28 protein-coding genes are annotated in these 26,829 nt (G+C 73.7%); 16 read left to right on the top strand and 12 right to left on the bottom strand.

Annotation, left to right across the window (positions count from 1 at the left end; all coding sequences use genetic code 11):
- Positions 1-12 precede the first annotated feature (12 nt).
- Positions 13-1,827, top strand: a complete 1,815-nt coding sequence (locus BLT39_RS13715; protein ID WP_091064150.1) for an AMP-dependent synthetase/ligase — start codon at positions 13-15, stop codon at positions 1,825-1,827.
- 1 nt (position 1,828) lies between these two features.
- On the opposite strand, the gene BLT39_RS13710 is transcribed toward BLT39_RS13715, so the two are convergent.
- The 5 genes from BLT39_RS13710 to BLT39_RS13690 form a co-directional block, all read right to left on the bottom strand.
- Entirely contained in the window at positions 1,829-2,959 is a 1,131-nt protein-coding gene (locus BLT39_RS13710) for a glycosyltransferase family 4 protein (RefSeq protein ID WP_278246988.1), read from the bottom strand.
- Positions 2,947-4,182, bottom strand: a complete 1,236-nt coding sequence (locus BLT39_RS13705; RefSeq protein ID WP_091064149.1) for a M48 family metalloprotease — start codon at positions 4,180-4,182, stop codon at positions 2,947-2,949. The genes BLT39_RS13710 and BLT39_RS13705 overlap by 13 nt, the downstream gene beginning before the upstream one ends.
- Before the next feature lie 19 nt (positions 4,183-4,201).
- Positions 4,202-5,242 carry a C40 family peptidase gene (locus BLT39_RS13700; protein WP_091064146.1) on the bottom strand — a complete coding sequence of 347 codons (1,041 nt, stop codon included), beginning with the start codon at positions 5,240-5,242 and terminating at the stop codon, positions 4,202-4,204.
- Positions 5,243-5,463: 221 nt separating this feature from the next.
- Positions 5,464-5,799, bottom strand: coding sequence for a hypothetical protein (locus tag BLT39_RS13695; protein WP_091064144.1), 336 nt, complete (start codon positions 5,797-5,799; stop codon positions 5,464-5,466).
- A gap of 104 nt (positions 5,800-5,903) precedes the next feature.
- On the bottom strand, positions 5,904-7,712 hold the full coding sequence (locus BLT39_RS13690; RefSeq protein WP_091064143.1) for a D-alanyl-D-alanine carboxypeptidase family protein: 1,809 nt from the start codon (positions 7,710-7,712) through the stop codon (positions 5,904-5,906).
- 66 nt (positions 7,713-7,778) lie between these two features.
- Here BLT39_RS13690 and BLT39_RS13685 point away from each other — a divergent pair, with 66 nt between their 5' ends.
- Both BLT39_RS13685 and BLT39_RS13680 read left to right on the top strand, forming a co-directional pair.
- Positions 7,779-9,623, top strand: a complete 1,845-nt coding sequence (locus tag BLT39_RS13685; protein ID WP_242658389.1) for a DEDD exonuclease domain-containing protein — start codon at positions 7,779-7,781, stop codon at positions 9,621-9,623.
- Complete coding sequence (locus BLT39_RS13680) at positions 9,620-9,904, top strand: Lrp/AsnC family transcriptional regulator (protein ID WP_091064142.1); 285 nt, start codon at positions 9,620-9,622, stop codon at positions 9,902-9,904. Before BLT39_RS13685 ends, BLT39_RS13680 begins: the two co-directional genes overlap by 4 nt.
- A 10-nt stretch (positions 9,905-9,914) precedes the next feature.
- Here the strand turns inward: BLT39_RS13680 and trpD are convergent, their stop codons facing one another.
- Both trpD and BLT39_RS13670 read right to left on the bottom strand, forming a co-directional pair.
- Entirely contained in the window at positions 9,915-10,970 is a 1,056-nt protein-coding gene (gene trpD / locus BLT39_RS13675; RefSeq protein ID WP_091064141.1) for an anthranilate phosphoribosyltransferase, read from the bottom strand.
- Positions 10,967-11,410, bottom strand: a complete 444-nt coding sequence (locus BLT39_RS13670; RefSeq protein ID WP_207507955.1) for a hypothetical protein — start codon at positions 11,408-11,410, stop codon at positions 10,967-10,969. The genes trpD and BLT39_RS13670 overlap by 4 nt, the downstream gene beginning before the upstream one ends.
- A gap of 272 nt (positions 11,411-11,682) precedes the next feature.
- On the opposite strand from BLT39_RS13670, the gene ctaE reads away from it, so the two are divergent.
- From ctaE to qcrB, 4 genes are read left to right on the top strand one after another with little or no spacing between them, the layout of a single operon-like run.
- Positions 11,683-12,282: an aa3-type cytochrome oxidase subunit III gene (gene ctaE, locus BLT39_RS13665; RefSeq protein ID WP_341349866.1), complete on the top strand. Its 600-nt coding sequence runs from the start codon at positions 11,683-11,685 to the stop codon at positions 12,280-12,282.
- A 7-nt stretch (positions 12,283-12,289) separates the two neighbouring features.
- Entirely contained in the window at positions 12,290-13,177 is an 888-nt protein-coding gene (gene qcrC / locus BLT39_RS13660) for a cytochrome bc1 complex diheme cytochrome c subunit (RefSeq protein WP_207507953.1), read from the top strand.
- A complete protein-coding gene (gene qcrA / locus BLT39_RS13655) occupies positions 13,174-14,280 on the top strand; it encodes a cytochrome bc1 complex Rieske iron-sulfur subunit (RefSeq protein WP_242658388.1) in 1,107 nt (368 codons plus the stop codon). The genes qcrC and qcrA overlap by 4 nt, the downstream gene beginning before the upstream one ends.
- Positions 14,280-15,974, top strand: coding sequence for a cytochrome bc1 complex cytochrome b subunit (gene qcrB, locus BLT39_RS13650; RefSeq protein WP_091064132.1), 1,695 nt, complete (start codon positions 14,280-14,282; stop codon positions 15,972-15,974). Before qcrA ends, qcrB begins: the two co-directional genes overlap by 1 nt.
- 777 nt (positions 15,975-16,751) lie before the next feature.
- On the opposite strand, the gene BLT39_RS13645 is transcribed toward qcrB, so the two are convergent.
- Together BLT39_RS13645 and ctaC are read right to left on the bottom strand one after the other, a co-directional pair.
- Positions 16,752-17,153 (bottom strand): cytochrome c oxidase subunit 4, encoded by a 402-nt coding sequence (locus BLT39_RS13645; protein ID WP_091064131.1) that lies wholly within the window; start codon positions 17,151-17,153, stop codon positions 16,752-16,754.
- 39 nt (positions 17,154-17,192) lie between these two features.
- Complete coding sequence (gene ctaC / locus BLT39_RS13640) at positions 17,193-18,074, bottom strand: aa3-type cytochrome oxidase subunit II (RefSeq protein ID WP_091064129.1); 882 nt, start codon at positions 18,072-18,074, stop codon at positions 17,193-17,195.
- Between the two features lie 233 nt (positions 18,075-18,307).
- On the opposite strand from ctaC, the gene BLT39_RS13635 reads away from it, so the two are divergent.
- Genes BLT39_RS13635 through asnB form a run of 3 tightly spaced genes read left to right on the top strand, consistent with a single transcriptional unit; the run spans position 18,308 to position 20,993 of the window.
- Positions 18,308-18,667, top strand: coding sequence for a metalloprotease (locus BLT39_RS13635; protein WP_091064128.1), 360 nt, complete (start codon positions 18,308-18,310; stop codon positions 18,665-18,667).
- Complete coding sequence (locus BLT39_RS13630; RefSeq protein WP_091064127.1) at positions 18,657-18,992, top strand: DUF3817 domain-containing protein; 336 nt, start codon at positions 18,657-18,659, stop codon at positions 18,990-18,992. Before BLT39_RS13635 ends, BLT39_RS13630 begins: the two co-directional genes overlap by 11 nt.
- Before the next feature lie 39 nt (positions 18,993-19,031).
- On the top strand, positions 19,032-20,993 hold the full coding sequence (gene asnB / locus BLT39_RS13625; protein ID WP_091064126.1) for an asparagine synthase (glutamine-hydrolyzing): 1,962 nt from the start codon (positions 19,032-19,034) through the stop codon (positions 20,991-20,993).
- 53 nt (positions 20,994-21,046) lie between these two features.
- Here the strand turns inward: asnB and BLT39_RS13620 are convergent, their stop codons facing one another.
- A complete protein-coding gene (locus tag BLT39_RS13620; RefSeq protein WP_091064115.1) occupies positions 21,047-21,397 on the bottom strand; it encodes a HesB/IscA family protein in 351 nt (116 codons plus the stop codon).
- Positions 21,398-21,556: 159 nt separating this feature from the next.
- Between BLT39_RS13620 and BLT39_RS13615 the strand changes: the two genes are divergently transcribed.
- Entirely contained in the window at positions 21,557-22,156 is a 600-nt protein-coding gene (locus BLT39_RS13615) for a DUF3043 domain-containing protein (protein WP_091064111.1), read from the top strand.
- 30 nt (positions 22,157-22,186) lie between these two features.
- Entirely contained in the window at positions 22,187-23,170 is a 984-nt protein-coding gene (locus tag BLT39_RS13610) for an aldo/keto reductase family protein (protein ID WP_091064110.1), read from the top strand.
- A 4-nt stretch (positions 23,171-23,174) separates the two neighbouring features.
- Here BLT39_RS13610 and BLT39_RS13605 read toward each other — a convergent pair whose 3' ends face one another.
- Positions 23,175-23,399, bottom strand: coding sequence for a hypothetical protein (locus tag BLT39_RS13605; RefSeq protein ID WP_091064105.1), 225 nt, complete (start codon positions 23,397-23,399; stop codon positions 23,175-23,177).
- A 121-nt stretch (positions 23,400-23,520) separates the two neighbouring features.
- Between BLT39_RS13605 and BLT39_RS13600 the strand changes: the two genes are divergently transcribed.
- From BLT39_RS13600 to BLT39_RS13585, 4 genes are read left to right on the top strand one after another with little or no spacing between them, the layout of a single operon-like run.
- Positions 23,521-23,952, top strand: a complete 432-nt coding sequence (locus BLT39_RS13600) for a phage holin family protein (RefSeq protein WP_091064099.1) — start codon at positions 23,521-23,523, stop codon at positions 23,950-23,952.
- Entirely contained in the window at positions 23,949-24,239 is a 291-nt protein-coding gene (locus BLT39_RS13595) for a DUF3618 domain-containing protein (protein WP_091064095.1), read from the top strand. Before BLT39_RS13600 ends, BLT39_RS13595 begins: the two co-directional genes overlap by 4 nt.
- Positions 24,236-24,508, top strand: a complete 273-nt coding sequence (locus tag BLT39_RS13590; RefSeq protein WP_091064094.1) for a DUF4235 domain-containing protein — start codon at positions 24,236-24,238, stop codon at positions 24,506-24,508. The genes BLT39_RS13595 and BLT39_RS13590 overlap by 4 nt, the downstream gene beginning before the upstream one ends.
- Positions 24,509-24,521: 13 nt before the next feature.
- The gene (locus BLT39_RS13585; protein WP_091064093.1) at positions 24,522-25,667 is read left to right on the top strand and encodes a YihY/virulence factor BrkB family protein; all 1,146 of its coding nucleotides are present in this window, start codon (positions 24,522-24,524) and stop codon (positions 25,665-25,667) included.
- A 15-nt stretch (positions 25,668-25,682) separates the two neighbouring features.
- Here BLT39_RS13585 and gcvT read toward each other — a convergent pair whose 3' ends face one another.
- Complete coding sequence (gcvT, locus tag BLT39_RS13580) at positions 25,683-26,807, bottom strand: glycine cleavage system aminomethyltransferase GcvT (protein WP_091064092.1); 1,125 nt, start codon at positions 26,805-26,807, stop codon at positions 25,683-25,685.
- Positions 26,808-26,829 lie beyond the last annotated feature (22 nt).

Here is a 26,829-nt window from a genome sequence, read left to right as displayed (position 1 = left end):
GAGAGGACCGGCGTGCGCGAGCTGAGCGTTCCCCCCACCTACACCGTGGGACCCGACGAGGCGATCCCCGACCTGCTGGCCAGGAACCTCGCGGAGTTCCCCGACACGGTCGGGCTGCGGGTCCAGCGGTCACCGGGTCAGTGGACCGACGTCACCTACCGCGAGTTCGGCGAGCAGGTCGCCGGCGTCGCGAAGGGCCTGGTCGCCAGCGGCATCAAGGCCGGTGACCGGGTGGCCCTGCAGGCCCGCACCCGCTACGAGTGGACCGTGCTGGACTTCGGCATCTGGGCCGCCGGCTGCGTCGTCGTCCCCGTCTACGAGACCTCCAGCGCCGACCAGGTGGCCTGGATCCTGTCCGACAGCGGCGCCACCGCGGCGTTCGTGGAGAAGCAGGAGCACGCCGACGTCGTCGAGTCCGTGCGCGGGCAGGCCCCCGACCTGGGCCCGGTGTGGGTCATCGAGGACGACGTCCTGGGCACCCTCGCCTCGGCCGGCGCCGACGTGCCCGACAGCGAGCTCGAGGCCCGCCGCGCCACCCTCGGCGCCGACAGCCTGGCCACGCTGATCTACACCAGCGGCACCACCGGCCGGCCCAAGGGTTGCGAGCTCACCCACGGCAACTTCCTGTTCGAGATCAACAACGGCATGTCGCTGCTGGGCCGCTTCCTCAACGTCGACGGCTCGCTGCTGCTGTTCATCCCGCTGGCCCACGTGCTGGCCCGCGTCCTGCAGGTCGGCGCGTTCCGCACCCAGACCGTCATCGGGCACACCTCCGACATCAAGGACCTGGTCGCCGACCTGGGCACCTTCAAGCCCACCTTCGTGCTCGCCGTCCCGCGGGTGTTCGAGAAGGTCTACAACCAGGGCAAGGCCACCGCCGACGAGGGCGGCAAGGGCAAGGTGTTCGACAAGGCCGCCCAGGTCGCGATCAACTGGTCGCGGGCGCAGGACACCGGCGGCGCCGGGCTCGGCCTGACCGCCGCGCACAAGGTCTTCGACCTGCTGGTCTACCGCAAGCTGCGCGCCGCCCTCGGCGGGCGCTGCATCGGCGCGGTGTCCGGGGGTGCCCCGCTGGGTGAGCGGCTGGGCCACTTCTTCCGCGGCGTCGGCGTGGTCGTCTACGAGGGCTACGGCCTGACCGAGACCACCGCCGCCGCGGCGGTCAACCACGACACGGCCTTCCGGATGGGCACCGTCGGCCGGCCGCTGCCGGGCACCGACGCGGCGATCGCCGACGACGGCGAGGTGCTGCTGCGCGGCGGCATCGTCATGCGCGGCTACTGGCGGAACGAGAAGGCCACCGCCGAGGCCATCGACGCCGAGGGCTGGTTCCACACCGGCGACATCGGCGAGCTCGACAGCCAGGGCTTCCTCAAGATCACCGGTCGGAAGAAGGAGATCCTGGTGACCGCCGGCGGCAAGAACGTCGCCCCCGCGGTGCTCGAGGACCGCCTCCGCGCGCACGCGCTGGTCAGCCAGACCATCGTCGTGGGTGACGGGAAGCCCTTCATCGGCGCGCTGATCACCCTCGACGAGGAGGCGCTGCCGGCCTGGCTGAAGCTCAAGGGCAAGGACACGTCGCTGACCGCCGCCGACCTGGTCGACGACGCCGACCTGCAGGCCGAGATGGAGGGCGCGGTGGCCGAGGCGAACAAGGCGGTCTCCCACGCCGAGAGCATCCGCAAGTTCCGGGTGCTGCCGATCGACTTCACCGAGGCCAACGGCACGCTCACCCCGAGCATGAAGCTCAAGCGGAACGTGGTCCTGAAGGAGTACGGCGACGAGGTCGAGGCGCTCTACGCCAAGGCCCCGGCCGGCCGCTCCTGACCTAGCCCGCCAGCAGGTCGGCGAAGGTCGCGCCGATCGTCGCCCACGACCAGCGCTGCTCCACCCACGCCCGGCCGGCCGCCCCCAGGGCGGCCGACCGGGCGCGGTCGTCCAGCAGGCCGGTGACCGCGTCGGCCACGGCCGCCGGCGAGCGCGGGTCCACCACGTGGCCGGTCACGCCGTCGCGCACCGCCTCGGGGGCACCGCCGGACGTGCCGGCGACGACCGGCAACCCGCACGCGGCCGCCTCCAGGTAGACCATCCCGAGGCCCTCGACGTCCAGCCCGCCCCGACGGGTGCGGCAGGGCATCGCGAACACGTCCCCGGCGGCGTAGTGCTCGGGCAGCGACGCCGGCGCGACCGGGCCGGTGAGGACGACGGAGCCCCCCAGGCCGGCGGTCCGGACCCGGCGGCGCAGCCGGGCCTCGTCCGGGCCTCCCCCGACCAGCAGCAGCCGGGCGCCGGGGTGCCGGGCCAGCACCCGCGGCCAGGCCTCGACGAGCACGTCCTGGCCCTTGCGGCGGACCAGCCGGGACACGCACACCACCACCGGCGCGTCGCCGAGGTCGTACCGGGCCCGCACCGGACCGCCGTCGACGCCGGGGTGGAACCTGTCGACGTCCACCCCCGGGGACAGCTGCCGCAGCTCCGCCCGGTCGCCGAGGGCCGGGGCCAGCCTCCCCCGGGTGTAGTCGGAGATGCAGGTGAGGACGTCGACGCCGGTGGCGATCCGCTGCAGCAGCTGGCGGCCCACCGGGAGGGCGACCCACCCCGTCTCGTGCCCGTGGGTGATGCCGAGGGTGCGGGCCGCCCCCGCGCGGCGCAGGCCCGGCGCGAGCAGGCCCAGCGGGGCGGCTGCCCCGAAGACGACGGCTTCGGCACGGTGCTCGCGGACCAGGGCGGCGGCGGCCCGCGCGGTGCCCGGGGTGGGCAGCAGCATCGAGGTCGGCCGGCGGACCACCCGGTAGGGCAGACCGGCGTCGTGCTCGGCGGCGCCGGGCGAGGTGGAGGCCAGCACGACCAGGTCCTCGGGCGGGAGCCGCTCGAGCAGCGCCGCGACGAAGGTCTGGATGCCGCCCTGGCGGGGCGGGAAGTCGTTGGTGACGACCAGCGTGCGGGTCAGCGGGACCACCCCTGCGCGGCGGCCACCCGCTGGGCGGTGGTCGGGTGGGAGCCGAAGAACCACTGCCAGGCCGACGGGGGGTCGGGCTGGTTGAGGTTGGCCGCGGCGAGGCGGCGCATGACGGCCGCGAAGGCGTCCGGGTCGCCGGTGAGGTCCAGGGCGTGCTGGTCGGCCCGGGCCTCGAGCTGCCGGGACACCCCGTTCTGCACCGGGGTGGACACCAGCGTCCCCACCGCGACCAGCAGCAGCACCAGCGGCACCGCGCGGGGGTCGCCGGGCCCTGCCGCACCGGCCCGGCGCAGCAGCGACCCCGAGCCGATCAGCCAGCCCAGCAGGGCGACGCCGGCCGCGGCCCCCAGCGCGCCGACCAGCGTGCCGGTGAGCACGTCGTCGGTGGCCACGTGGCCGAGCTCGTGCGCGGCGATGGACTCGACCTGGTCGTCGGGCAGCTGCTGCAGCAGGGTGTCGTAGACGACGATGCGCCGGGTCGACCCGAACCCGGACACGTAGGCGTTCAGCGCGGTCGTGCGGCGGCTGGCGTCGGCCACCAGCACGTCCTGCACCGGCGTGCCGTTCTCCTCGGCCAGCGCGAGCAGGTCGGTGCGCAGCTGGCCGGCGGGCAGCGAGGTGAAGTCGTTGAAGGCCGGCTCGATGACCACCGGGTAGAGGAACGACCCGGCGACCACCAGCCCGGCCGCCCCCGCGCCCGCCCAGGCCCACCACGTGCGCGGTGCGCGCCGGGCCAGCGCCACCAGCAGGAGCAGCCCGAGCGCGGTGAGCCCGGCGGTGATGCCGGTGTCCACCGCGACGTCGCGCGCGAAGAGCGGCCAGCTGCGGGTGGACAGCCCGTACCGGTGCCGCACCACCTCGCCGTGGGCCGACAGCGGCAGGGTCACCAGCCGCCCGGCGACGGTGACCACCAGGGTGCCCAGCACGACCTGCCAGAACCAGCCACCGCCCAGCGGCCGGGCCACCGCGGTGACCCAGCGGGCACCGAGCCGGGTCAGGCCCAGCACGCCGCTGACGGCGAGCCCCAGCAGCAGGTTGACCACCGACGCGGGGCGGACGGCGGCGGCGAAGGCGTCGGCGCGGGTGACCTGCTCGGGCGTCAGCCCGGCGGTCGGGTCGGTCACCTGCGGCGGTGCCGCCCAGGGGATGCGCAGCCAGAGGACGACGACGAGGGCCAGGCCGAGGAGCAGGGCCGCCAGCAGGGCGGGGCGACGTGGACCCACCCCCGGACCCTAACCACCGCTACAGCAGGCGCCGGGCCCCGGCGTAGCCGGACATGTCGACGCTGGACACCTTGACCACGTCGCCCGAGGTGGGGGCGTGCACCATCATCCCGTTGCCGATGTAGATACCGATGTGGCTGACCGGCGAGTAGAAGTAGACGAGGTCGCCGGGCTGCAGGTCAGCGCGCGACACCGGGGAGCCCATCCGGGCCTGCGCGGCGCTGGAGTGCGGCAGCGAGATGCCCGCGGCGGCGTAGGCGTAGGCGGTCAGGCCCGAGCAGTCGAAGCTGCCCGGCCCGCCCGCGCCCCAGACGTAGGGGTCGCCGCGCTGGGCCATGGCGGTGTCCACGACGGTCTGCGCCGCGGCGCTGTCGGCGACCACGCTGGCCGGCGGGGTGACCTCCGGCCCGCTGGTGGCCTCGACGACCGCGGCCCGCTGCGGCGCGCTGAGCGCGGCGAACTGCGCCTGGTAGGTGGTGATCTGCTGCTGCAGCTCCTGCTGCTGGGCGGTGACCTGGTCCAGTGTCTGCTGCGCCTGCGTGGCTGCGGCGTCGGCGGCGGCCTGGGCGTCGGTCGCGGTCTGCGCCGCGGCCGACACCTGGGAGAGCAGGTCGTCGGTGTGGCCGGCGATGAGGTCCAGGGTGCTGACCTGGGCGAGGAAGTCCTCGGGCGAGGCGCTGGTGAGCAGCGCGGCGAAGCCCGACGGGTTGCCGGTGTAGGCGCTGACCGCGACCTCGTCCATCTGGGCGCCGAGGCTCTGCAGCTGGGCCTGCGCGTCGGCCACCGACTGCTGGGCGGCAGCGGCGGCGGCCTGCTGCTCGGCGAGCTGGACCTGCGCGTCGTTGACCTGCTCGGTGACCACCTCGAGCTGGTGGGTGGCGTCGGCGACGAGCTGCGTGGCCTCCTCGGGGGTGCTCGCCTGACCGGGCGCCGCCTGCGCGGGGGCCGGCAGCAGCGTCAGCGCGAGACCGACCGCACCGACGGCCAGCAGCCCGCGACCGGTGCGGCGCGGCGCCCCCGACGGGGTGGCGGACGAGGCGGGGCGGGGGCGGACAGGCACGGGGCGGCGGCACTCCTGGTTCCACCGACCGGGACCACCCGCGGCCGGGTGGTGGGGGCTCGGTCGGCCTCGATCAACCTACGGGCGTGATCGGGTCGAAACGAAGAGTCACAGAAGGAATGATCGGCGTCCGATCTGCTAGTTCCACGCATGTGGTTTCGGCATGATCTCCACCTCGGGGGGCGCGCCGTGGCCCGCCGGGCGTGTCGCCCCTGGTCGGCTCAGCCCACGTCGCGGACCGGTGGCCGGTGCCGCAGCGGCGGGACGAGGCCGACCTGGGCGAGCACCAGCAGGGCGCGCCGCTCCACCTCGTCGAAGTCGAGCACCCGGCCCTGGCGCGACGGACCGGACACCAGGGTGTCGCCGAGCGCCTCGCCCAGCTGCTCCCCCGGCGCCAGGCCCGGCAGCGCCGGCTGCGCGGCGCGGGCGGGGCGGCGGCCCAGCGGCACCACGACCGGGGCGCCGCGCGAGCCCGGCGGCGCGCCGAGCAGCACGGTGACCACGCAGTCGCCGCAGCCCTCTCCGCGGACGGTGCAGGTGTCGCAGTCGATGAGCACGTGGGGCCTCCTGGCAGCTGGGTGGAGCGGGTGGTGGAGCTCGTCGCCGTCCCCCTCTCCGGTCCGGCACCGCGGACGCTAGGACCGCCCACCGACAATTCCGCTCAGCTGCCCGCGTACTCCCAGTGCCAGGGCTCCTCGCGGCCGTTGCCCTGGTCGGCCCAGGTCGGGTGGATGAAGCCGAACCGGCCGGCGTTGGCGACCATCCAGGCGTACTGCGCCGTCGAGTAGGACTCGATGCCCCCGCAGAGGTCCACGGCGAGGCCCCAGCCGTGGTTGCTGGTCCCGGGCACCGCGGCCAGGGCGGGCTTCTGCCCGTACAGCGTCACCTGGCTGGCGTAGCTGCGGTAGGAGTCGGTGATGCACACCGGGGAGCCGAACGCGCTCGCGTAGGCCGCCGACATCGCCCGGTAGGCAGCCGCCGCGTCGCAGCGCAGCGCGTGGCCGGCCACGCCCAGCGGGCACAGCGCCGAGGGCGGGATCAGGCCGTTGGGGTACCCGCCCCACTGCCGGCTGCCGTCGTAGCTGGCCGGGTAGACGGTGTTGCCGCACTCCACGGCCAGCGCCCCGCCGGTGGGACCGGGCACCGGGACCGCCGCGCGCGGCGGCAGGCTGGGCCGGCCGATGCCCAGCACCTGGTCGGCGGGCAGCGTGCGCACCACGACCGCACCGGCCCGCCCGTCGGCGGCCAGCATCGTCTGCGGGTCCAGCGCGATGCCCACGTGGGACAGCCCCGACTCCGGCGTCCCGAGGAAGACCAGGTCGCCCGGGAGGACGTCGGCCGGGGCCACCGGCTCGGTCGTCGCGAACAGCTCGCCCTGGGTGGCGGGCAGGGAGATGCCGGCTGCGCCGTAGGCGGCCTGCACCAGCGAGCCGCAGTCGAAGGACTCCGGGCCCGACGTGCCCGGGGCGAAGGGCAGCCCGAGGTCGGTCATCGCCGCGCTCACCGCGGCGACCGTCTCGGCCGGGAGCACGAGCAGCGAGCTGGGCCGGCGCGGCAGCTGCGCGGCACCGGGCTGGGCGGCACCGGTGGACCCGCCCACCGGGACCAGTCCCGCGGGCAGCCCCGCCGCCGGGTCGCGCAGCGCCGCGGCCGCCGGCGGGCCGACCCCGGCGGCGGTCAGCTGGTCGACGTAGGACTGCCAGGCGGCGGCGGTCTGCTGGTTGACCTGCACCTGCTCGGCCTGCAGCTGGGCCAGCTGCCGGTCGACCGCGCCGAGCGCGCCCTCGAGCTGGTCGGTGACGGCGGTCGCCGCGGCCTCGAGGTCCCCGACCTGCGCGGCGACGGCGTCGGCCTGCGCCTGCCGGTCGGCGACCGCGGCCGACGCGGCGTCCTGCTGCGCCTGGGCCTGCCGCCGCCGGTCCTCGGCGGCCTGCAGCACCGCGTCGTTCTCCGCGTCGACGGCCTCCAGGTAGCCCATCGCGGAGACCACGTCCCCGGGGTCGCCGCCCTCCAGCAGCAGGGACAGCGCCGTGGGTGCGCCGCCGTCGCGGTAGACCGCGGCCGCGTAGCGGGAGACCCCGACCCGGGCCTGGTCCAGCACGGCCTGCGCGTCGGCGACCTCGGCCGCGGCGGCGTCGGCGGCCTGCTGGGCCTGGGCCAGCTGGTCCTGGGCGGCGGTGACGGCGGACTGCCGTTCCTGCAGGTCACCCTGGACCGAGGCCGCCTGGTCCTGCAGCGCGGTCAGCTCGGCGCTGTCCAGCACGCCGGTGGTGCCCCCGGGCTGCTCGCTCGGGGCGGCCGCCGCGGGACCCGCGACCGCGCCCACCAGGACGGCGGCCAGCAGCGCGACCAGCGAGGACGACGACCGCGACCGCACCGCCGACCTCCCCGACACCGCGCGCCCGACCCCGTCGTCGTGCCGCGACGCGATGATCCCCGGCCGCACGCGGCGGTGCACGTCGGTGGCCACCCGGTCACCCGGCCGGGTAGCGCGGCGGGACCGGAAGTGTCGGACCCCCCACCTAGCGTCCGCGCCGTGATCGGCTCCCCCTTCGGTCCCCTGCTCCGTCGGCAGCACGGTGCCGGGCCCGCGCAGGCCACCATCGACGACCTGGGCACGCCGCTGACCGGCGTCACCTTCGTCGTGGTCGACCTGGAGACCACCGGCGGCTCCGCGCAGAGCGACGCCATCACCGAGATCGGGGCGGTCAAGGTCCGCGGCGGCGAGGTCCTCGGCGAGTTCGGCACGCTGGTCGACCCGGGCCGGGCGATCCCCCCGTTCATCAGCGTGCTGACCGGCATCACCACCACGATGGTGGCCGCCGCGCCCCGCATCGACGCCGTGCTGCCGCACTTCCTGGAGTTCGCCCGCGGTGCCGTGCTGGTCGCCCACAACGCCCCCTTCGACGTCGGGTTCCTCAAGGCCGCCTGCGCCGCCGTCGGCACCGGCTGGCCCCCGGCCGCCGTCGTGGACACCGCGGTGCTGGCCCGCCGGCTGCTCACCCGCGACGAGGTGCCCAACTGCAAGCTGGGCACCCTGGCGCCGTTCTTCAACGCGGGCACCACGCCCACCCACCGCGCGCTCGACGACGCGCGCGCCACCGTCGACGTGCTCCACGGCCTGCTGGAACGACTGGGCCCGCTCGGGGTGACGTCGCTGGAGGAGCTGACCGGGCTGACCCGCCAGGTCGACCCCGAGCGCCGCCGCAAGCGCCACCTCGCCGAGCACGTGCCGCACGGCCCCGGCGTCTACGTCTTCCGCGGCCCCGGCGACGAGCCCCTCTACGTCGGCACCTCCACCGACCTCCGCTCCCGGGTGCGCAGCTACTTCACCGCCGGCGAGCAGCGCAGCCGGATGACCGAGATGGTCGGCCTGTCGCAGCGGGTGGAGTCCCTGCCCTGCGCGCACGACCTGGAGGCCGCGGTCCGGGAGCTGCGGCTGATCTCCCAGCACAAGCCCCGGTACAACCGCCGCTCCCGGTTCCCCGAGCGGGTGCTGTGGGTGCGGCTCACCGACGAGCCCTTCCCCCGGCTGTCGGTGGTGCGGCGGGTGGTGCCCGGCACCGGCACGTTCCTGGGCCCGTTCGCCGACCGCCGCGCCGCCGACTCCGCGGTCGCGGCCGTGCACAACGCGCTGCCGCTGCGCCAGTGCGGGGGCAGGCTGTCCCCGCACCCCGACCACCCCGGCTGCGCGCTGGCCGGCATGGGCCGCTGCGGCGCGCCCTGCACGGGCGCGCAGAGCCGGGAGGACTACGCCGCCACCGCCGAGGTGTTCTCCACCGCCGTCTCGGCCGACCCGGGCCGGCTGTGCGCGCCGCTGCTGGCCCGCGTCGACCGGCTGGCCGGCCAGGGTCGGTTCGAGGAGGCGGCGGTGGTGCGCGACCGGGTCGCGGTCCTGGTGCGGGCGCTGCGCCGGCGGCAGCGGCTGGCGCTGCTCGCCGAGGTCCCCGAGCTCACCCTGGCCCGGCCCGACGGCGCCGGCGGCTGGGCGCTGTCGGTGGTGCGCCGCGGCCGGCTGGTGGCCGCCGGCGTGGCGGTCCGCGGCACCCCGGTGCGTGCGCACCTGCAGCTGCTGAAGGCCACCGCCGAGACGGTGACCACGCCCGCCGGCGAGCTGGCCGCCTCGGTCGAGGAGACCGAGCTGGTGCTGCGCTGGATGGAGAAGCCGGGCACGCGGCTGGTCGAGGTCACCGGCACGCTGGCCTGCCCGGTGCCGGGCACCGGCGGTCTGCGGGGGTTCCTGGAGCGGGTCGACGCCGGCCGGTCCGCCCGCGACCCCTTCGGCGAGCGCGATGGCGGCGGCGCCACCCGCGCGCGGCCGGACCGGGTGCGCGGCGCGGTGGGTCAGCCCCGCCGCGCGGCGCTAGCCTCGCCGGTGTGATCACCGCCATCGTCCTCATCGACGCCTCGACCGACTCGATCGGCGAGGTCGCCACCGCCCTGGCCGACCTCGACGGCGTCAGCGAGGTCTACTCCGTCGCCGGCGGCGGCACCGACCTCATCGCCCTGGTGCGCGTCCGTGAGTTCCACGACGTCGCCGACGTCATCGCCGGGCGCATCAACAAGGTGCCCGGCGTCCTCGACACCCGCACCCACATCGCCTTCCGCGCCTACTCCAAGCACGACCTGGAGTCGGCCTTCTCCATCGGCCTCGAGGAGTAGGGCGCCCCGCTCAGCGGGCCTGCTGGCTCACCTGCGCCCACCGGTCGAGCAGCGCGGCGGCCCGCCCGTCGTCGACCGCCGCGGCCGCGCGCTGCAGCCCGCCGGCGAGCTGGTCGTGCAGGCGGCCCCCGTGCTCGTCGAAGGCGGTCAGCGCGGCGGCGGCGTTGAGCAGCACGGCGTCGCGCACCGGCCCGGTCTCCCCCGCCACCAGGCGGCGCACCACCTCCGCGTTGGCCGCGGCGTCCCCACCGCGCAGCGCGTCCGGCCCCGGGGTCGCCAGGCCCAGCGCCGCCGGGTCGACCCGGTCGGGCACGACCTCGCCGTCACGGACCACCCAGACCGCCGAGGTGGTCGCGGTGGTCAGCTCGTCCAGGCCGTCGTCGCCGCGGAAGACCAGCCCCCTGCTGCCGCGGCGGGCCAGCACGGCGGCCAGCACCGGGGCCATCCGCGCGTCGGCGCACCCGATCGCCACCGCGACGGGGCGAGCCGGGTTGACCAGCGGACCGAGGAAGTTGAAGACCGTGCCGATCCCCATCTCGCGCCGTGGCGCGGCGGTGTGCCGGTAGCCGGGGTGGAAGACCGGGGCGAAGAAGAAGCCGATGCCGGCCTCGGCGACGCAGCGCACGACGCCGGCGGCCGGCAGGTCGATGACGACCCCGAGGGCCTCGAGCACGTCGGCCGACCCCGAGGACGACGACGCGGCCCGGTTCCCGTGCTTGGCCACCGGCACCCCGGCCGCGGCCACCACCACGGCGGCCATCGTCGAGATGTTGACGGTGTGCGCACCGTCGCCCCCGGTGCCCACGATGTCCACGCAGTCGTGCGGCAGCTGCACCGGGGTGGCCTGCTCGAGCATCGTGGCCGCGAGGCCGGCGACCTCGGCCGGGGCCTCCCCCTTCGCCCGCAGCGCGACGGCGAACCCCGCCACCTGCGCCGGCGTCGCCTCCCCGGTCATGATCTCGCGCATCGCCCACGCCGTCTCGGCCTCGGAGAGGTCCTGCCGGGCGATCAACCGCGACAGCAGGTCCCGCCAGGTGGGCACCGCACTGGAGGTCGGCGCGCTCATCCGGCGCGGCCGCGCACGACGGGGCGCCCGGCCCGGTCACGCAGCAGCTCGGCCACCGTCCGCGGGGCCACGAGAGGGTCGACCGGGTGGGTCAGCGTGGCCTCGGCCATCGACCAGTGCGCCAGCCAGCGGTCGGCCTGGCGGGCGATGAGCACCAGCACCGGCGGGCAGTCGTCCACCTCGTGCTTGAGCTGGCGGCTGATGCCCATGCCGCCGGTGGGCTGCGCCTCGCCGTCGAGGATGCACAGGTCGACCCCGCCGCGGTCGACGGCGGCGACCACCTCGGCGCCGGTGGCGCAGTCCAGCCAGCGCACCGGCCCCACGTCCTGGGCGGGGTGGGTGCCGACCGCCGTGCGGACCGCGTCGCGGACCTCGGGTCGGTGGCTGAAGACCACCACGGTCCGCGGTCCCGTCCCGGCCGGTGCAGCAGCGTCGCTCACGGCAGCGACCCTAGTGCCCCTGGCGCCGACGCGGGGCGGCTGTGCAGCGACCACAGGAGGTCACGGTCAGGTCACGACGGGCCACCGGACATGGTTGCCCGGAGCACCCGCCGGGGCCTCGACGGCGGGCCCGCCGGGCGCCATCCCCGCGCCAACCCGGGCCGATGCCGTGGGCCCGCTGCACAGCGGCCTCCCGGGTTCGCCACGCCCTTGCACCCGCGCTCGTCCGACGCCTGCACCGATGCCATGATGGCGCTGTGACAACGGCCCCCGTGGCGAGCAGCACCTTCGACACCTCGCGGGTGCACTCCCTGACCCGACCGAACATGGTCAGCGTCGGCACGATCATCTGGCTCGCCAGCGAGCTGATGTTCTTCGCCGGGCTCTTCGCCATGTACTTCACCGCCCGCGCCCGGGCCGGCGAACCGTGGCCCCCGCCGCCCACCGAGCTCGACCTGCCCTACGCGGTCGTCTTCACCACGATCCTGGTGGCCTCGTCGATCACCTGCCAGCTCGGTGTGTTCGCCGCGGAGCAGGGCAACGTCTACGGCCTGCGCCGCTGGTTCACCATCACCTTCGTCATGGGCCTGGTCTTCGTCCTGGGCCAGGCGAACGAGTACCGCGTCCTGGTGACTGAGCACGCAACCACGATCTCCTCCTCCACCTACGGGTCGGTCTTCTTCCTGACGACCGGCTTCCACGGTCTGCACGTCATCGGTGGCCTCATCGCCTTCGTCTTCGTGCTCATGCGGTCCACCATGGGCCGCTTCACGCCGGCTCAGGCGACCTCCGCGATCGTGGTCTCCTACTACTGGCACTTCGTCGACGTCGTGTGGATCGGGCTCTTCGCCACGATCTACCTGATCCGCTAGGGAACCGGTGTCCACCACGAACCCCTCCTCCGACGTCCCGACGACCGAGGGCCGCTTCGCCGGCCTGCGCGCCCGCTTCGGCGGCCGGTCCACCGGGTCGCCCGCCTCCGCCGCCCGGGCCCGGCGCCGCTCCAAGCAGCGCCGCCGGATGACCAACGTGGCCGGCCTGATGGCCGCCCTGGTGCTCACCGGCGTCGGCTACTCCGCGATCGCCCCGGCCAACGCCGCCGACGAGGCCGTGAGCGGCCAGTCCAGCGCCGAGGCCGCCGGCCAGGCCCTGTACGAGCGCAGCTGCATCAGCTGCCACGGCTCCAACCTGCAGGGCGTGCAGGACCGCGGCCCCTCGCTGATCGGGGTCGGCGAGGCGTCGGTCTACTTCCAGGTGCACACCGGCCGCATGCCGCTGGTCCGCCAGGAGGCCGACGCGGCCCGCAAGCCCCCGGTGTTCAGCGACGCCGAGATCGAGCAGCTGATGGCCTACATCCAGGCCAACGGCGGCGGCCCGACCCTCCCGTCGGGCGACCTGCGCGACGGCGACCTGGCCGAGGGCGGTGAGCTGTTCCGGCTCAACTGCGCCAGCTGCCACAACTTCGTCGGCGAGGGCGGCGCGCTCTCCTCGGGCAAGGCCGCGCCCAGCCTCGAGGACGCCAACGACATGGAGATCTACGCCGCGATGCTCAGCGGCCCGGAGAACATGCCGGTGTTCGGGGACAACCAGCTGACCCCCGAGGAGAAGCGCTCGATCATCGACTACGTGCAGACCCTCAAGGAGCAGGCCGACCCCGGCGGCGCCGGCATCGGTCGCGCCGGCCCGGTCTCCGAGGGCCTGGTGATCTGGGTCGTCGGCATCGGCGCCCTGCTGTTCGGGATCTTCTGGATGGGGACCAAGGCGTGAGCAAGGACGAGCGGGCCGGCTCCCGGCCCGACGACGAGGCCGGACCGACCCACGGCGGGCCGGACGACGACTACACCCCCGAGCAGCTCGCGACGATGGACCGCGAGGAGCTCAACCGGCTGGGTGCGCGCTACGACGGCGTCGAGGTGCTGCACGTCGACCCGCCGCCGGCCCCGGGCTCGGCGCTGGAGAAGCAGGCCGAGCGCCAGGTGTCGATGGCCTTCGGCATCGCCGGGCTGTTCGCCCTGGCCTTCGCCGTCGTGTACTTCGGCTCCGGCTGGTTCCTGCCGGACTGGCAGTGGGCCTCGGACGACAACGGCTGGAGCGCCCTCTACACCCCGCTGCTCGGGGTGGGCATGGGCGGCGCGCTGATCTTCCTCGGCGTCGGCATGGTGCTGTTCGTCAAGAAGCTGCTGCCGCACGAGACCGCCGTGCAGGACAAGCACGACGGCTCGCACTTCGACCGGACCACCACCGCCGCCACCCTGATGGGCGGGGTCGACCGGGTCGGCTTCCCGCGGCGCAAGATGATCGGCCGCAGCCTCGGCTTCGCCGGGGGCGCGCTGGGCCTCGTGCTCATCGCCCCGATCGGTGGTCTGATCAAGAACCCGAACAAGGGCAACCCGCTGGGCACCACGGAGTGGGCCCAAGGCGTGCGCCTGGTCCGCCAGGACGGCTCCCCGGTGCGCCCCGGCGACCAGGAGCCCGGCTCGCTGGAGACGGTCTTCCCGGCCGTCCCGGGTGGCAACCTGGCCGCCGACGCCGCCACCATGCTCATCCGGCTGCGGCCCGAGCAGATGTCGCTGCTGCAGCCGCGTCAGGGCCAGGCCGACTTCGGCTACGGCGACTACGTCGCCTACTCCAAGATCTGCACGCACGCCGGCTGCCCGGTGTCGCTGTACGAGCAGGAGACCAGCCGCATCCTGTGCCCGTGCCACCAGTCGCAGTTCGACGTGATCCAGGGTGCGAAGCCGGTCTTCGGGCCGGCCACCCGGCCCCTGCCGGAACTGCCGATTACGCTGGATGACGAGGGATACTTCGTCGCGCGCAGCGACTACATTGAGGCAGTCGGACCCACCTACTGGAACCGAGAGCGGATCTGATGGCTACAACGATCACGCCGAACCAGCCGGCGCCCAGGATCAGCAAGGCCGCGTCGGAGGTCGACGAGCGGCTGATCGTGGCCGGTCCCCTGCGGCGCACCCTGAACAAGGTCTTCCCCGACCACTGGTCGTTCCTGCTCGGGGAGATCGCCCTCTACTCGTTCGTGATCCTGCTGCTGTCGGGCACGTTCCTCACGTTCTACTACGACCCCTCGCTGTCGGAGACCGAGTACGAGGGCATCTACGCCCCGCTGCGCGGTGTCGAGATGTCGCGGGCCTACGAGAGCTCGCTGGGGATCAGCTTCGACGTCCGCGGCGGTCTGCTCATCCGGCAGATCCACCACTGGGCGGCGCTGCTGTTCGTCGCCGCGATCGTGGTGCACCTGCTGCGCATCTTCTTCACCGGCGCGTTCCGCAAGCCCCGTGAGACCAACTGGGGCATCGGCGTGGTGCTGCTGGTGCTCGCCCTGGCCATGGGCTTCACCGGCTACACCCTCCCCGACGACCTGCTGTCGGGCACCGGCCTGCGCATCGTCTCGGCGATCATCCTGAGCATCCCGGTCGTGGGCACCTGGGTGCACTGGGCACTGTTCGACGGCGACTACGTCGGCGAGGTCATCCTCGGCCGGCTCTACATCGTCCACGTGCTGATCCTGCCGGCGATCATCCTGGCGCTGATCGCGCTGCACCTGCTGCTGCTCATCAAGCAGAAGCACACCCAGTTCCCCGGTCCGGGCCGCACCGAGCACAACGTGGTCGGCAACCGGCTCTTCCCCGCCTTCGCGGGCAAGGCCACGGCGCTGTTCTTCATCGTGTTCGGCCTCTGCGCCGGCCTGGCCGGGCTGGTCCAGATCAACCCGTTCTGGCTGTGGGGTCCGTACAACCCGGCCCAGGTGTCGGCGGGCTCCCAGCCCGACTGGTACATCGGCTTCCTCGACGGGTCGACGCGTCTGTTCCCGGCGTGGGACATCAACCTCCCCGGCGACTACACGATCCCGGCGCTGTTCTGGCCGACCGTCGTGATCGCCGGTGCGATGTTCACGCTGCTTGCGCTCTACCCGCAGATCGAGCGCAAGCTCACCGGTGACGACGCGTCGCACCACCTGCTGCAGCGTCCCCGCGACGTCCCGGTCCGCACCTCGATCGGCGCCATGGCGCTGATGTTCTACGGGGTGCTGTGGCTCTCAGGCGGCAACGACCTGATCGCCGACAAGTTCGACATCAGCCTCAACGCGATGACCTGGTTCGGTCGCATCGGCTGCGTCGTCCTGCCGCCGATCGCCTACATGATCACCTACCGGATCTGCCTCGGCCTGCAGAAGCACGACCGCGAGGTGCTCGAGCACGGCATCGAGACCGGTGTCATCCGCCGGCTGCCCAGCGGCGAGTTCATCGAGGTGCACCAGCCGCTGGGCCCGGTCGACGAGCACGGCCACGGCCAGCTGACCTACGCGGGTGCCCCGGTGCCCAAGCGGATGAACCAGGTCGGCGGTGCCCGCCGGGCGGTGAAGGGCTTCTTCAAGCCGATCGAGCAGCCCAGCGACGTCGAGCTCGAGGCGCAGCGCGAGCGGCGCGGCCTGGCGGCGGCGGAGGCCGACCGCGAGGTCACCTCGGGTCGTCCGTCCGAGGGTGGTCGTCCCTCCGAGGGTGGTCGTCCCTCCGAGGGTGGCCGTCCGCAGGACCCGCGCGACTGACGCGGTAGTACGTCCCACCAGGGCCCCGGCGGACTCCGCCGGGGCCCTGGTGCGTTCTCAGGCCCCGCTCCCCCACCGTCCGGGCCCCCGCGGCGTGCCGTCCCGTCCGCTGTGCTCGCGGAGTGCCGCGCCCCCGTGCGGATGCGGCTCACCCGGCAGCCGTCCGCACGGCCGTTGCCGTACCACGTGCGCGCTCGGATTCTGGCGGGGTCCGTGGCCAGCCCGCCGCCCGCTCGGAGGCCTCCTGGGCGACCGGGACGGTGCGGGCCGTCGGCGACCCAGGCCGGCGGGTTCCTCCTGCGGCGCCGGCGGCGACTCCGCCCACCTCGTCTTGCATGCCGCGGCGCAGCGAGCCGCGGCGGCCCACCGGGCGGCGACGAGCCGTTGACCACCGTCGACCATGCAGATCGACAACGGGGACGCGCCCTGCGACCGCGTGCCACCGGCCCGGTTCTGCACGGTCGACGCGGACGCCGTCCCTGAGCCGCTGGACGGGATCGGCCCGCCGGCGTGGCTGTGGGCCGCCCAGCGCAGGGGCCGCGGCGTCCGGCTCACACCGCCCTGCCCCTAGGAAGCCCCGGAGGTCGCCCGATGTCCTGCACGGTCTGCGCACGAGGCACCGGCCGGCCACCGTGGGCGCTGTCCGGCCACCCATGGCGGTCCTCCCCCGGGCACTCGGTGGGCGGTTCGGGTCACCCGACGGCCGCAGGGCCCCACGACGACGCAGGGCCCCGCCCACCAGGTGGTGGACGGGGCCCTGCGGGGGTGCGGTGCGGGTCAGCTGTGCGCGTTCTGCCCGGTGTAGTACTCGAACAGCAGGCCACCGATGGTGATGATCAGCGCGGCGCCGGCCATGATGATCAGCCAGGGGTAGAAGAACGCCAGCGCCAGGCCCATGAGCGCGGCGGACAGCGCCAGCCCGAAGGGCCAGTAGCTGCCGGGCGAGAAGAAGCCCAGCTCGCCCGCGCCGTCGGCGATCTCGGCGTCCTTCAGGTCCTCGGGACGCGAGTCGATGCGGCGGGAGACGAACCAGAAGAACCCGCCGATCAGGCCCAGCAGGCCGCCGGACAGCGCCAGGGCCGTCGTGCCGATCGGTTCCAGCGACCACAGGCCGTAGACCACGGCCGCGACGATCGCGAACAGGGCGATCAGGTTGAAGATGAGCGCTTCGACCTTCACGGTCGGTCCTCCCGCTGGTGGGTCCGGGTACGGGTCACGTCAGTTGCCGGCCGCGTCGAGCTGCTGGTTCTCGGTGAGCTGGTCGAAGGGCTGCGTCGTGGTGGCCGCACCCGGCTGACCGATCCGCTCCAGGGCGTCGAAGGTCGACAGGCCCTCCTCGCGGGCGGCCAGGTAGCGCTCGTAGTCGTCGCCGGACACCGCACGGACCTCGAAGTTCATGTTCGCGTGGTAGGTGCCGCACAGCTCGGCGCAGCGGCCGACGAAGGCGCCCTCCTCGCGGACGGTCACCTCGAACACGTTGTCGCGGCCGTTCTCGTTGCCCGGGATGACGTCGAGCTTGAAGAGGAACTCCGGCACCCAGAACGAGTGGATGACGTCGGCGGAGGCGACCTCGAAGCGGATGGTCTGGTCGACCGGGACCACCAGGATCGGGATCTCGGTGCTCGACCCCGTGGTGCTCACCGGGGTGCCGCCGTTGGACTCGGTGGTCTGCGGGTAGACGAACTGCCAGTTCCACTTGAACGCGTTGACCGCGATGGTCACGTCCGGGTTGTTGCTGCGCTCCTGCACCCGGTTCTGCACGACGACGGTGTAGAAGAACAGCACCGCGATCATGACGAACGGGATGATCGTGTAGACGATCTCCAGCGGCAGGTTGTAGGCCGTCTGCTTGGGCAGCTCGTCCCCGCGCTTCCGGTGGCGGACCATCGACCAGAAGATCAGGCCCCACACGGCGAAGCCGACGACGAGCGCGGCGATGACCGACCCGGTCCACAGGTGGCGCATCTGCACGGCCTGGTCGGTGACGCCCTCGGGCCAGCCGAACCGCCAGAACTCGTTGTTCAGGTCGCACCCGGCGAGGGTGAGCACGGCCAGGGCGCCGAGCGCGGCGGTCCGCGCGAGCTTGCTCCGTCGAGCCACTGCTCGGTGCCTCCTTGTTCCTCCGCGCGGGACGCCCCGCGCGGTCCGGCTGATGGTGGCCTGCACGGTGTCCCGACAGGTCCTGCCCACTACGACCACAGTCAGGGCGAGCGTAGCCGACTGCACCGGGACGGCGACCCCTGGCCAGGGGCGCCGGGACGGGGGTGTCGGGCGGGCTGTGACCTGGCTCGGGTGGGCCGGTCGGCGCAGCGGGGGCGGTTACAGTCGGGGGCGTGCTCCCCCGGTTGTTGACCCCGCGCTGGGTGCTCCTGCACCTGCTGGTGGCCGTGCTGTTCGTGGCCACCTTCTTCCTGGGCTACTGGCAGCTCACCAAGGCGGAGAACGGCGGCGGCGCGGTCAACTGGAGCTACGCGCTGCAGTGGCCGCTGTACGGCTTCATGGGCCTGTTCTTCTACGGGAAGATGGTCAAGGTCGAGCTCAACCGCGACCCCGACGAGGACGAGCCCGGCCAGGAGGTCGTGCTCTACCAGCGGCCGCGCATCGACACCACCGGCGACCCCGAGCTCGCCGCCTACAACCGGTACCTGGCCGAGCTCAACGAGAAGGCGCTGCGAGGTCGAGATGGCCACTGACACCACCGTCCCCCCGCGCACCGCGGCGGCGCTCAAGCGCTACCAGGTGATGGCCTACGTCGTCGGCGTGATGCTGCTCGTGCTGGTCTTCGTGGCCATCCCGCTGCGCTACGGGTTCGACGTCCCCCAGGTCTCCAAGGTCGTCTCGCCGATCCACGGCTTCCTCTACATCGTCTACCTGGTCACCGCCTTCGACCTCGCGCTCAAGGCCAAGTTCACCGCCAAGGGCACGCTGCTGGTGCTGCTCGCCGGCGTCGTCCCGTTCGTGTCGTTCTGGGCCGAGCGGCGCGTCAGCCGCCGGGTCCTGGCCGGCCAGCCGCTCTGACCCACCCCTTCCCCCGGACCCCACGGAGACCTCCCCCCGATGTGCGGCCTGCTCGCGTACCTGTCCACCGATGCCGAGCGGGTCGACCAGACCCGGGTCGACGGCGTCCGCCACGCGCTGCACTGCCTGCACCACCGCGGCCCCGACGACACGGCGGTGTGGTCCGACGGCCACGTCGTCCTGGGGTTCAACCGGCTGTCGATCATCGACGTCGAGGGCAGCCCGCAGCCGCTCCCCTACGCCGGTGACCGCTACCGGATCCTGTTCAACGGCGAGATCTACAACTACGTCGAGCTGCGCGAGGAGCTGCGCGGGCTGGGTGCGGAGTTCGCCACCGAGGGCGACACCGAGGCCATCGTCGCCGGCTTCCACCACTGGGGACCCGACGTCGTCACCCGGCTGCGGGGCATGTTCGCCTTCGTCATCTGGGACACCCGGACCGGCACCGCCTTCGGCGCCCGCGACCCGTTCGGCATCAAGCCGCTGTTCACCGCGCGGCTGGCCGACGGCGGGCTGGTCTTCAGCAGCGAGAAGAAGGCCCTGCTGGAGCTGCTCGGCGGGTCCGAGGCCGCAGGCGGGGTCGACCCGGCGTCGCTGCAGCACTACCTGACCCTGCAGTACGTGCCCGAGCCGGCGACCCTGCACCGCGGCATCCGCAAGGTCGAGAGCGGGACCCGGTTCACCGTGTCCGGCGGCGAGCTGACCACCGACCGGTGGTTCCACCCCCGGTTCACGCCGCGGCCGGTCCCGGCCGGGGGCGAGCAGGAGCTCTACGACCGGATCGCCGAGGTGCTCGACGACTCGGTCGCCAAGCACATGCGCGCCGACGTCACCGTCGGGTCCTTCCTCTCCAGCGGCATCGACTCCACCGCGATCGCCGCCCTGGCCCACCGGTACAACCCGGACCTGCTCACCTTCACCGTCGGGTTCGCCCGCGAGTCGACCTCGGAGGTCGAGATCGCCGCGGAGTCCGCGTCGATCCTGGGCGTGCGGCACATCCCGGTCGAGATCACCGCGCAGCAGTTCGCCGACGCCATCCCCGAGGTGGTCTGGTACCTCGACGACCCGGTCGCCGACCCCGCGCTCGTGCCGCTGTACTTCGTGGCCCGCGAGGCCCGCAAGCACGTGAAGGTGGTGCTCTCCGGCGAGGGCGCCGACGAGCTGTTCGGCGGGTACACGATCTACCGCGAGCCGCTCAGCCTGGCCTGGGCCAAGAACCTGCCCGCCCCGGGGCGCCGCGCGCTGACCCGCATCGCCGGTCTGCTGCCCGAGGGCGTGCGCGGCCAGGACCTGCTGCGCCGCGCCGCCACCCCGCTGGAGCATCGGTACTACGGCAACGCCCGCAACCTGCGCGACGACGAGCTGGCCGCGCTCATGCCCGGCCGCGACCGGGACCTGTCCCACGTGCAGGTCACCGAGGCGCTCTACGACCAGGCCCGGACCGCGGGCTACGACGACGTCACGGCCATGCAGTACGTCGACCTGTTCACCTGGCTGCGCGGCGACATCCTGGTCAAGGCCGACAAGATGACCATGGCCAACTCCCTCGAGCTGCGGGTGCCGTTCCTGGACCCCGAGGTGTTCGCACTCGCCGCGACCCTCCCCCTGGAGATGCGCACGCCCCGCGGCCGGGCCCACGCCCAGGCGGGGACGACGAAGTACGCCCTCCGGCAGGCGATGCGGCAGATCGTGCCGCCGCGGATCATGGACCGCCGCAAGCTGGGCTTCCCGGTGCCCACGGCGGACTTCCTCGCCGGCCCGCTGCACGACTGGGCGCGGGACATCATCCTGTCCAGCCAGACGCAGCAGTGGCTCGACCGCGAGGTCGTCCTGGGCCTGCTGGAGCGGCTGCGGGCCGCGGCGGCCCAGGGCGCCGCCCCGAACAAGCGGACCGCCCGTCAGCTGTGGGAGGTGCTGGTCTTCATGGTCTGGCACGGGATCTTCGTCGAGGAGCGGATCGTCGTCGACGTCCCCGAGACGGTCTACCCGGTCACGCTCTAGACGTGACGAAGGCCCGGCCCCCGCGAGGGGACCGGGCCTTCGTCACGGCTGCGTCAGCTGAAGCTGTCGCCGCAGGCGCAGGAGCTGCCCGCGTTCGGGTTGTCGATCGTGAAGCCCTGCTTCTCGATGGTGTCGACGAAGTCGATGGTGGCGCCGCCGAGGTAGGGCGAGCTCATCCGGTCGACGATGACCTCGACGCCACCGAACTCGTGGGTCTGGTCGCCGTCGAGGAAGCGCTCGTCGAAGAAGAGCTGGTACCGCAGGCCGGAGCAGCCACCCGGCTGCACGGCGATGCGCAGGCGCAGGTCGTCGCGACCCTCCTGGTCCAGCAGCGCCTTGACCTTGGCCGCGGCCGGGTCGCTGAGGATGACGCCGGTGGCGGCGGTCGTGTCCTGCACGGTCATGTTCTGTCCTCCCACATCGAGGTCCGGTGCATCTGCTGGGACCAACACCGCCGTGGCGGAGCTGCTTCCCACTGTACGGCGCGGAGTGCCCGGACCGGGTGCCGCGCACGTCACTCGACGGGGTCGGGCGCACCCGCCGGCCACGTAGACTGCGCAGCTGTGAAGCTCCGCCTGCCCGGCCGCCGGCCCGCCGAGACCACCCCGGACCCGGCCACCGACCTGACCGCCCAGCAGCTGACCGCCGTCGGCAAGGGCCGCCCCACCCCCAAGCGCAGCGAGGCGCAGGGACGCCGGCAGGGTCCCCCGCCGCCTCCGCCCACCACGCGCAAGGAGGCCTACAAGCGGATGCGGGAGCAGCAGGCGGCCAACCGCGGCAGCGCCCGCGAGGCGGCGGCCCGCGGTGACGACAGCGCCCTCCCGGCGCGCGACCGCGGCCCGGAGAAGCGGCTGGTCCGTGATGTCGTGGACTCCCGGCGCAACGCCGGCAGCCTGTTCCTGGTGGTGGCCGCGCTCGTGCTGGTCGGCTACTTCATCCCCAACACCGCGGTGCAGAGCTACACGGTGTACCTGTGGTTCGCCTTCTTCCTGGTCATCATCGGCGACTCGATCGTGCTCGGCCGGCGGATCAAGAAGGTGGTGGGCGAGCGGTTCCCGGACGCCCGGACCAAGGGTCTGGTCTGGTACGGCATCAGCCGCGCCACCATGGTCCGCCGCTGGCGGTTCCCCAAGCCCCAGGTCGGTCTCGGCGCCGAGGTGTAGCCCGCCGGGGCCCGGCCTAGGTTCGGACGTGTGCAGACACGCCGACTGGGCCGCTCCGGCCTGAACATCACCGAACTCGCCTACGGCAACTGGCTCACCCACGGCAGCCAGGTCGAGGAGGACGCCGCGCACGCCTGCGTGCACGCCGCCCTCGACGCCGGCATCACCACCTTCGACACCGCCGACGTCTACGCCGCCACCGTGGCCGAGTCCGTGCTCGGCCGGGCACTCGCCGGCCAGCGCCGGGAGTCCCTCGAGATCGCCACCAAGGTCTACTGGCCCACCGGCGAGGGCGCCAACGACCGCGGACTCGGCCGCAAGCACGTCATCGAGAGCTGCCACGCCTCGCTGCGCCGGCTGCAGACCGACTACGTCGACCTGTACCAGGCCCACCGCTACGACTCCACCGTCCCCCTCGAGGAGACGATGACCGCCTTCGCCGACCTGGTCCGGTCGGGCAAGGTGCTCTACATCGGGGTCTCGGAGTGGCGGGCCGAGGAGATCGCGGCCGGCGCCGCGCTGGCCCGGGACCTCGGCATCCAGCTGATCAGCAACCAGCCGCAGTACTCGATGCTGTGGCGGGTCATCGAGGCCGAGGTCGTCCCGACGTCCGAGGCCGAGGGCGTCTCGCAGATCGTCTGGTCCCCCCTCGCCCAGGGCGTGCTCACCGGCAAGTACCTGCCCGGCCAGGCCCCGCCGGCCGACAGCCGCGGCGGGCACGCCAGTGCCGGCGGCTCCATGAAGGGCTACCTGACCGACGAGGTCCTCACCCGCGTGCAGCAGCTCAAGCCGATCGCCGACGACCTCGGCCTGTCCATGGCCCAGCTCGCCCTGGCCTGGGTGCTGCAGAACGGCAACGTGGCCGCGGCGATCATCGGGGCCACCCGGCCCGAGCAGGTGCACGACAACGTCGAGGCGGCCGGCGTCGAGCTGTCCGCCGACGTGCTGGCGCGCATCGACGAGGCGCTCGGCGACGTCGTGGAGCGGGACCCGGCCAAGACCAGCCGGGGCTGATCCCTCAGGACGCCGACAGGCCCATCGGGCCGTAGACCACGGTGTCCCCGCGCAGCAGGGTGGCACTGGCCGCGCCGCGCTCCAGCAGCGTGCGCCAGTGCTCCCCGAGCCAGGACTCCGCCTCGCCCTGCGCGTCCTCGACCGGCACCTCGACGCCCAGGTCGGCGGGGTCCAGCTCCGCCCCCGCCGGGTCGAGCAGCCGCCAGGTCCATCCGGTGGGCGAGGTCATGCGGCCACCCTAGTGACGGCGTCCATCTGGCACCGGCCGGTTCCGGATACCCAGGGTTGATGGTCGATCACCGCGGGCATGGGCCTGTGCGAACTGCACCCGTCCGCGCACAGGAGGTCCGATGACCGGCTCCACCGGGGCCCACAGCGCGTCCCCGTCCACCGACCCGTCCCGTGCCTCGACCGGCCAGCTGATCGGCGAGCTGCCCGACCTGGTCACCCGGCTCGTCCGCGACGAGGTCCGCCTGGCCCAGGCCGAGATCAAGGGCAAGGCCAAGAAGCTCGGCGTCGGCGCCGGCCTGTTCGGCGGCGCCGGACTGGTCGCCCTGCTGGGCCTGAACGCGCTCATCACCGCGGCGATCCTGGGCCTGGCCAACGTGCTGCCCGGCTACCTCGCCGCGATCATCATCGCCGTCGTGCTCTTCGCCGTCGCCGGGGTGCTCGCCCTGCTGGGCAAGAAGGACGTGCAGGACGCCAAGCCGCCGCTGCCGACCGACACGCTCGACAGCGTGAAGGCCGACGTCGCCGCCGTGAAGGGGAGCGCCACGCGATGACCAGCCGACCCGAGGGGGCGCACGGCCCGGGCGCACCGGACGTGTCCGGCCCCACCGAGCCCGACGAGATCAAGGCCGACATCGAGGCCACCCGCGAGCAGCTGGCCGCCACCGTCGACGAGCTCAGCCACCGGCTGGACGTCGGCTCCCGCGCCAAGGAGACCGCTGCCCGCACCAAGGACACCGCGGTGGAGACCTACCGGGAGAACCCGCCAGTGGTCATCGGCGTCGGCGTCGCGCTGGTCGCGGTCGTGGTGGCCGTGGTCGTGCGCCGGGCCCGCCGGTGAGCGCCGGCGCCAAGGCCGCCTACCGCCCCGTCGGCCTCGTCGCCGGCATCGCCGCCGGTGCGATCTCCGGGCGGGTGTTCAAGGTCGTGTGGAAGCGCATCGCGGGTGAGGAGGACGCGCCCGGCGCAATGCAGAGCGAGTACAAGACCTCGCACGTGCTGCTCGCCGCGGCCATCCAGGGCGCCATCTTCGCCGTCACCAAGGCCGCCGTCGACCGGTTCGGCGCGCAGGCGTTCACCAAGCTGACCGGGTCCTGGCCCGGCGACTGACGGAGGTCTGACCATGGACGGCATCGAACGACCGGACAGCGCGGTGGACCGCATCCGCCAGCGCGTCGAGGAGAAGGCCGCCCGCCGGGCCGCCGCCCGCGAGGCGGCGGCCCACGCCGAGGACCGGGGACCGGGGCGGACGGCGACCGACCCGCCGCAGGCGAAGGGGCAGCAGGCCCGGCTGCCCGGGGTGGACGCGACGAGCCCGACGGAGATCCCGCGGCGCGGGTGGCAGCAGATCCTCAAGCGGGCGTGGGCCGAGAACAGCGCGGACAACATGCCGATCATCGGCGGCGGCGTGGCCTTCTTCGGCTTCCTCGCCATCTTCCCCACGCTGATCGCCGCCATCTCGCTCTACGGCCTGGTCGCCTCCCCCGCGACGGTGCAGGAGCAGGTGAACAGCCTGCGCGGCGCCGTGCCCCAGGAGGTGCTGCAGATCATCGACGACCAGCTGTCGTCGGTGGCGAACGCGAACAGCGGGGCACTGTCGGTGAGCCTGGTGGTCTCCATCCTCGCGGCGCTGTGGTCGGCGTCCGGCGGGGTGAACAACCTGATCACCGCGGTGAACCTGGCCTACGACGAGGTGGAGACCCGGGGCTTCGTCAAGCTCCGCGGACTGTCGCTGCTGCTGACCCTCGGGGCGATCGTCTTCGTGCTGGTGACCATCTCGCTGGTGGCCGTGGCCCCCGTCGTCCTGGACTCCCTGCCGTTGGGCATCGTGGGCACGATCCTGGCCCAGGTGCTGCGCTGGGTGCTGCTGCTCGGCCTGATGGCCGGGGCCCTGGCCATCCTGTACCGCGTGGCCCCCGACCGGGACGCACCCAAGTTCCGCTGGGTCACCCTCGGCTCGGTCGTGGCCACGCTGGCCTGGGTCGTGGTCTCGGTGGCGTTCAGCTTCTACGTCAGCAACTTCGGCTCCTACTCGGCCACCTACGGCGCCGTCGCCGGCGTCGTGGTGCTGATGCTGTGGCTGCAGCTGACGGTCTTCCTCGTGCTGCTCGGCGCCGAGATCAACGCCGAGACCGAGCACCAGACCGCGCAGGACACCACGGAGGGCGAGCCGGTGCCGATGGGCGACCGGCGGGCCAAGGTCGCCGACGAGCTGCCCGAGCCGCCCACCCCGGCGAAGGAGAAGAAGGAGACCGCGAAGACCGGCTGAGGACCGGCTGCCGCCTCAGCGCACGTGCGGCTCGACGAACGGCGGCTTGACGACCTCGACCGGTGAGGTGCGGCCCCGGACGTCGACCGCCAGCTCCAGACCGGGCGCAGGCCGGGCGGCGGTGTCCAGCAGCGCGAGCGCGATCCCGGCGCGCAGGGTCGGCGAGAAGGTCCCGCTGGTGACCTCGCCGACCCGCGCGCCGGTGCCGTCCAGGACCTGCATGCCCGGCCGGGGGATGCCCCGGCCGGGTGCGCGCAGGCCCCACAGCTGACGGACCGGCCCGGCCTCGCGCTCGGCCAGCAGCGCCTCCCGGCCCCAGAACTCCGGCTTGCGCCAACCGACCGCCCAGCCGGCCCGGGCCTGCACGGGCGTGATGTCCGGCGACAGCTCGTGGCCGTGCAACGGGTAACCCATCTCGGTGCGCAGGGTGTCGCGGGCGCCGAGGCCGCACGGGCGGATCTGCTCGGTCCCGCCCGCCGCGAGCAGCGCGTCCCACAGCTCGCCCGCGCGGTCGGCCTCCACCAGCAGCTCGTAGCCGTGCTCACCGGTGTACCCGGTGCGGCACACGGTGACGTCGCCGGTGCCCTGGGTCCGGTCGAAAGCCATGTAGTCCAGGGACCCGGGCAGCCCGACCGCCGCGAGCACCTCGGCCGACTGCGGTCCCTGCAGGGCGAGCACCGCGACCTCGGTGTGCCGGTCGGTCACGGTCACGCCCTCGGGCGCGGCTGCGGCCAGCCGGCCCAGGACGTCGGCGGCATTGGCGGCGTTGGGCACCAGCAGCACGTCGTCGTCGCCGTACAGGTAGGCGATGAGGTCGTCGACCACGCCACCCGCCCGGTCCTCGCCGTCGGGCAGGCAGCACAGCGTGTACTGCGCCTGCCCCGGGGCGATCCGCGCGAGGTCGTTGGTGAGGCAGCGGTCGACGAACGCGGCGGCGCCGGGCCCGCGGACGGTGCCGGTGCCCAGGTGGGAGACGTCGAAGAGCCCCACGCCCTGGCGCACCGCCGTGTGCTCGGCGATCACGCCGCCGCCGGCGTACTCCAGCGGCATCGACCAGCCCCCGAAGTCGGCCAGCTTCGCGCCGAGGGCGAGGTGGCGCTCGTGCAGGGGCGAGGTCAGCGACGGGGTCTGCGCGGTCACGGAGGCGACCGTAGCGGGACCC

Source organism: Klenkia brasiliensis (assembly GCF_900100695.1).
In the GTDB taxonomy this organism is placed as follows: Bacteria; Actinomycetota; Actinomycetes; order Mycobacteriales; family Geodermatophilaceae; genus Klenkia; species Klenkia brasiliensis.
Note: the sequence above shows the minus strand (reverse complement) of the source record. Positions and strands in the feature narration are given on the sequence as shown.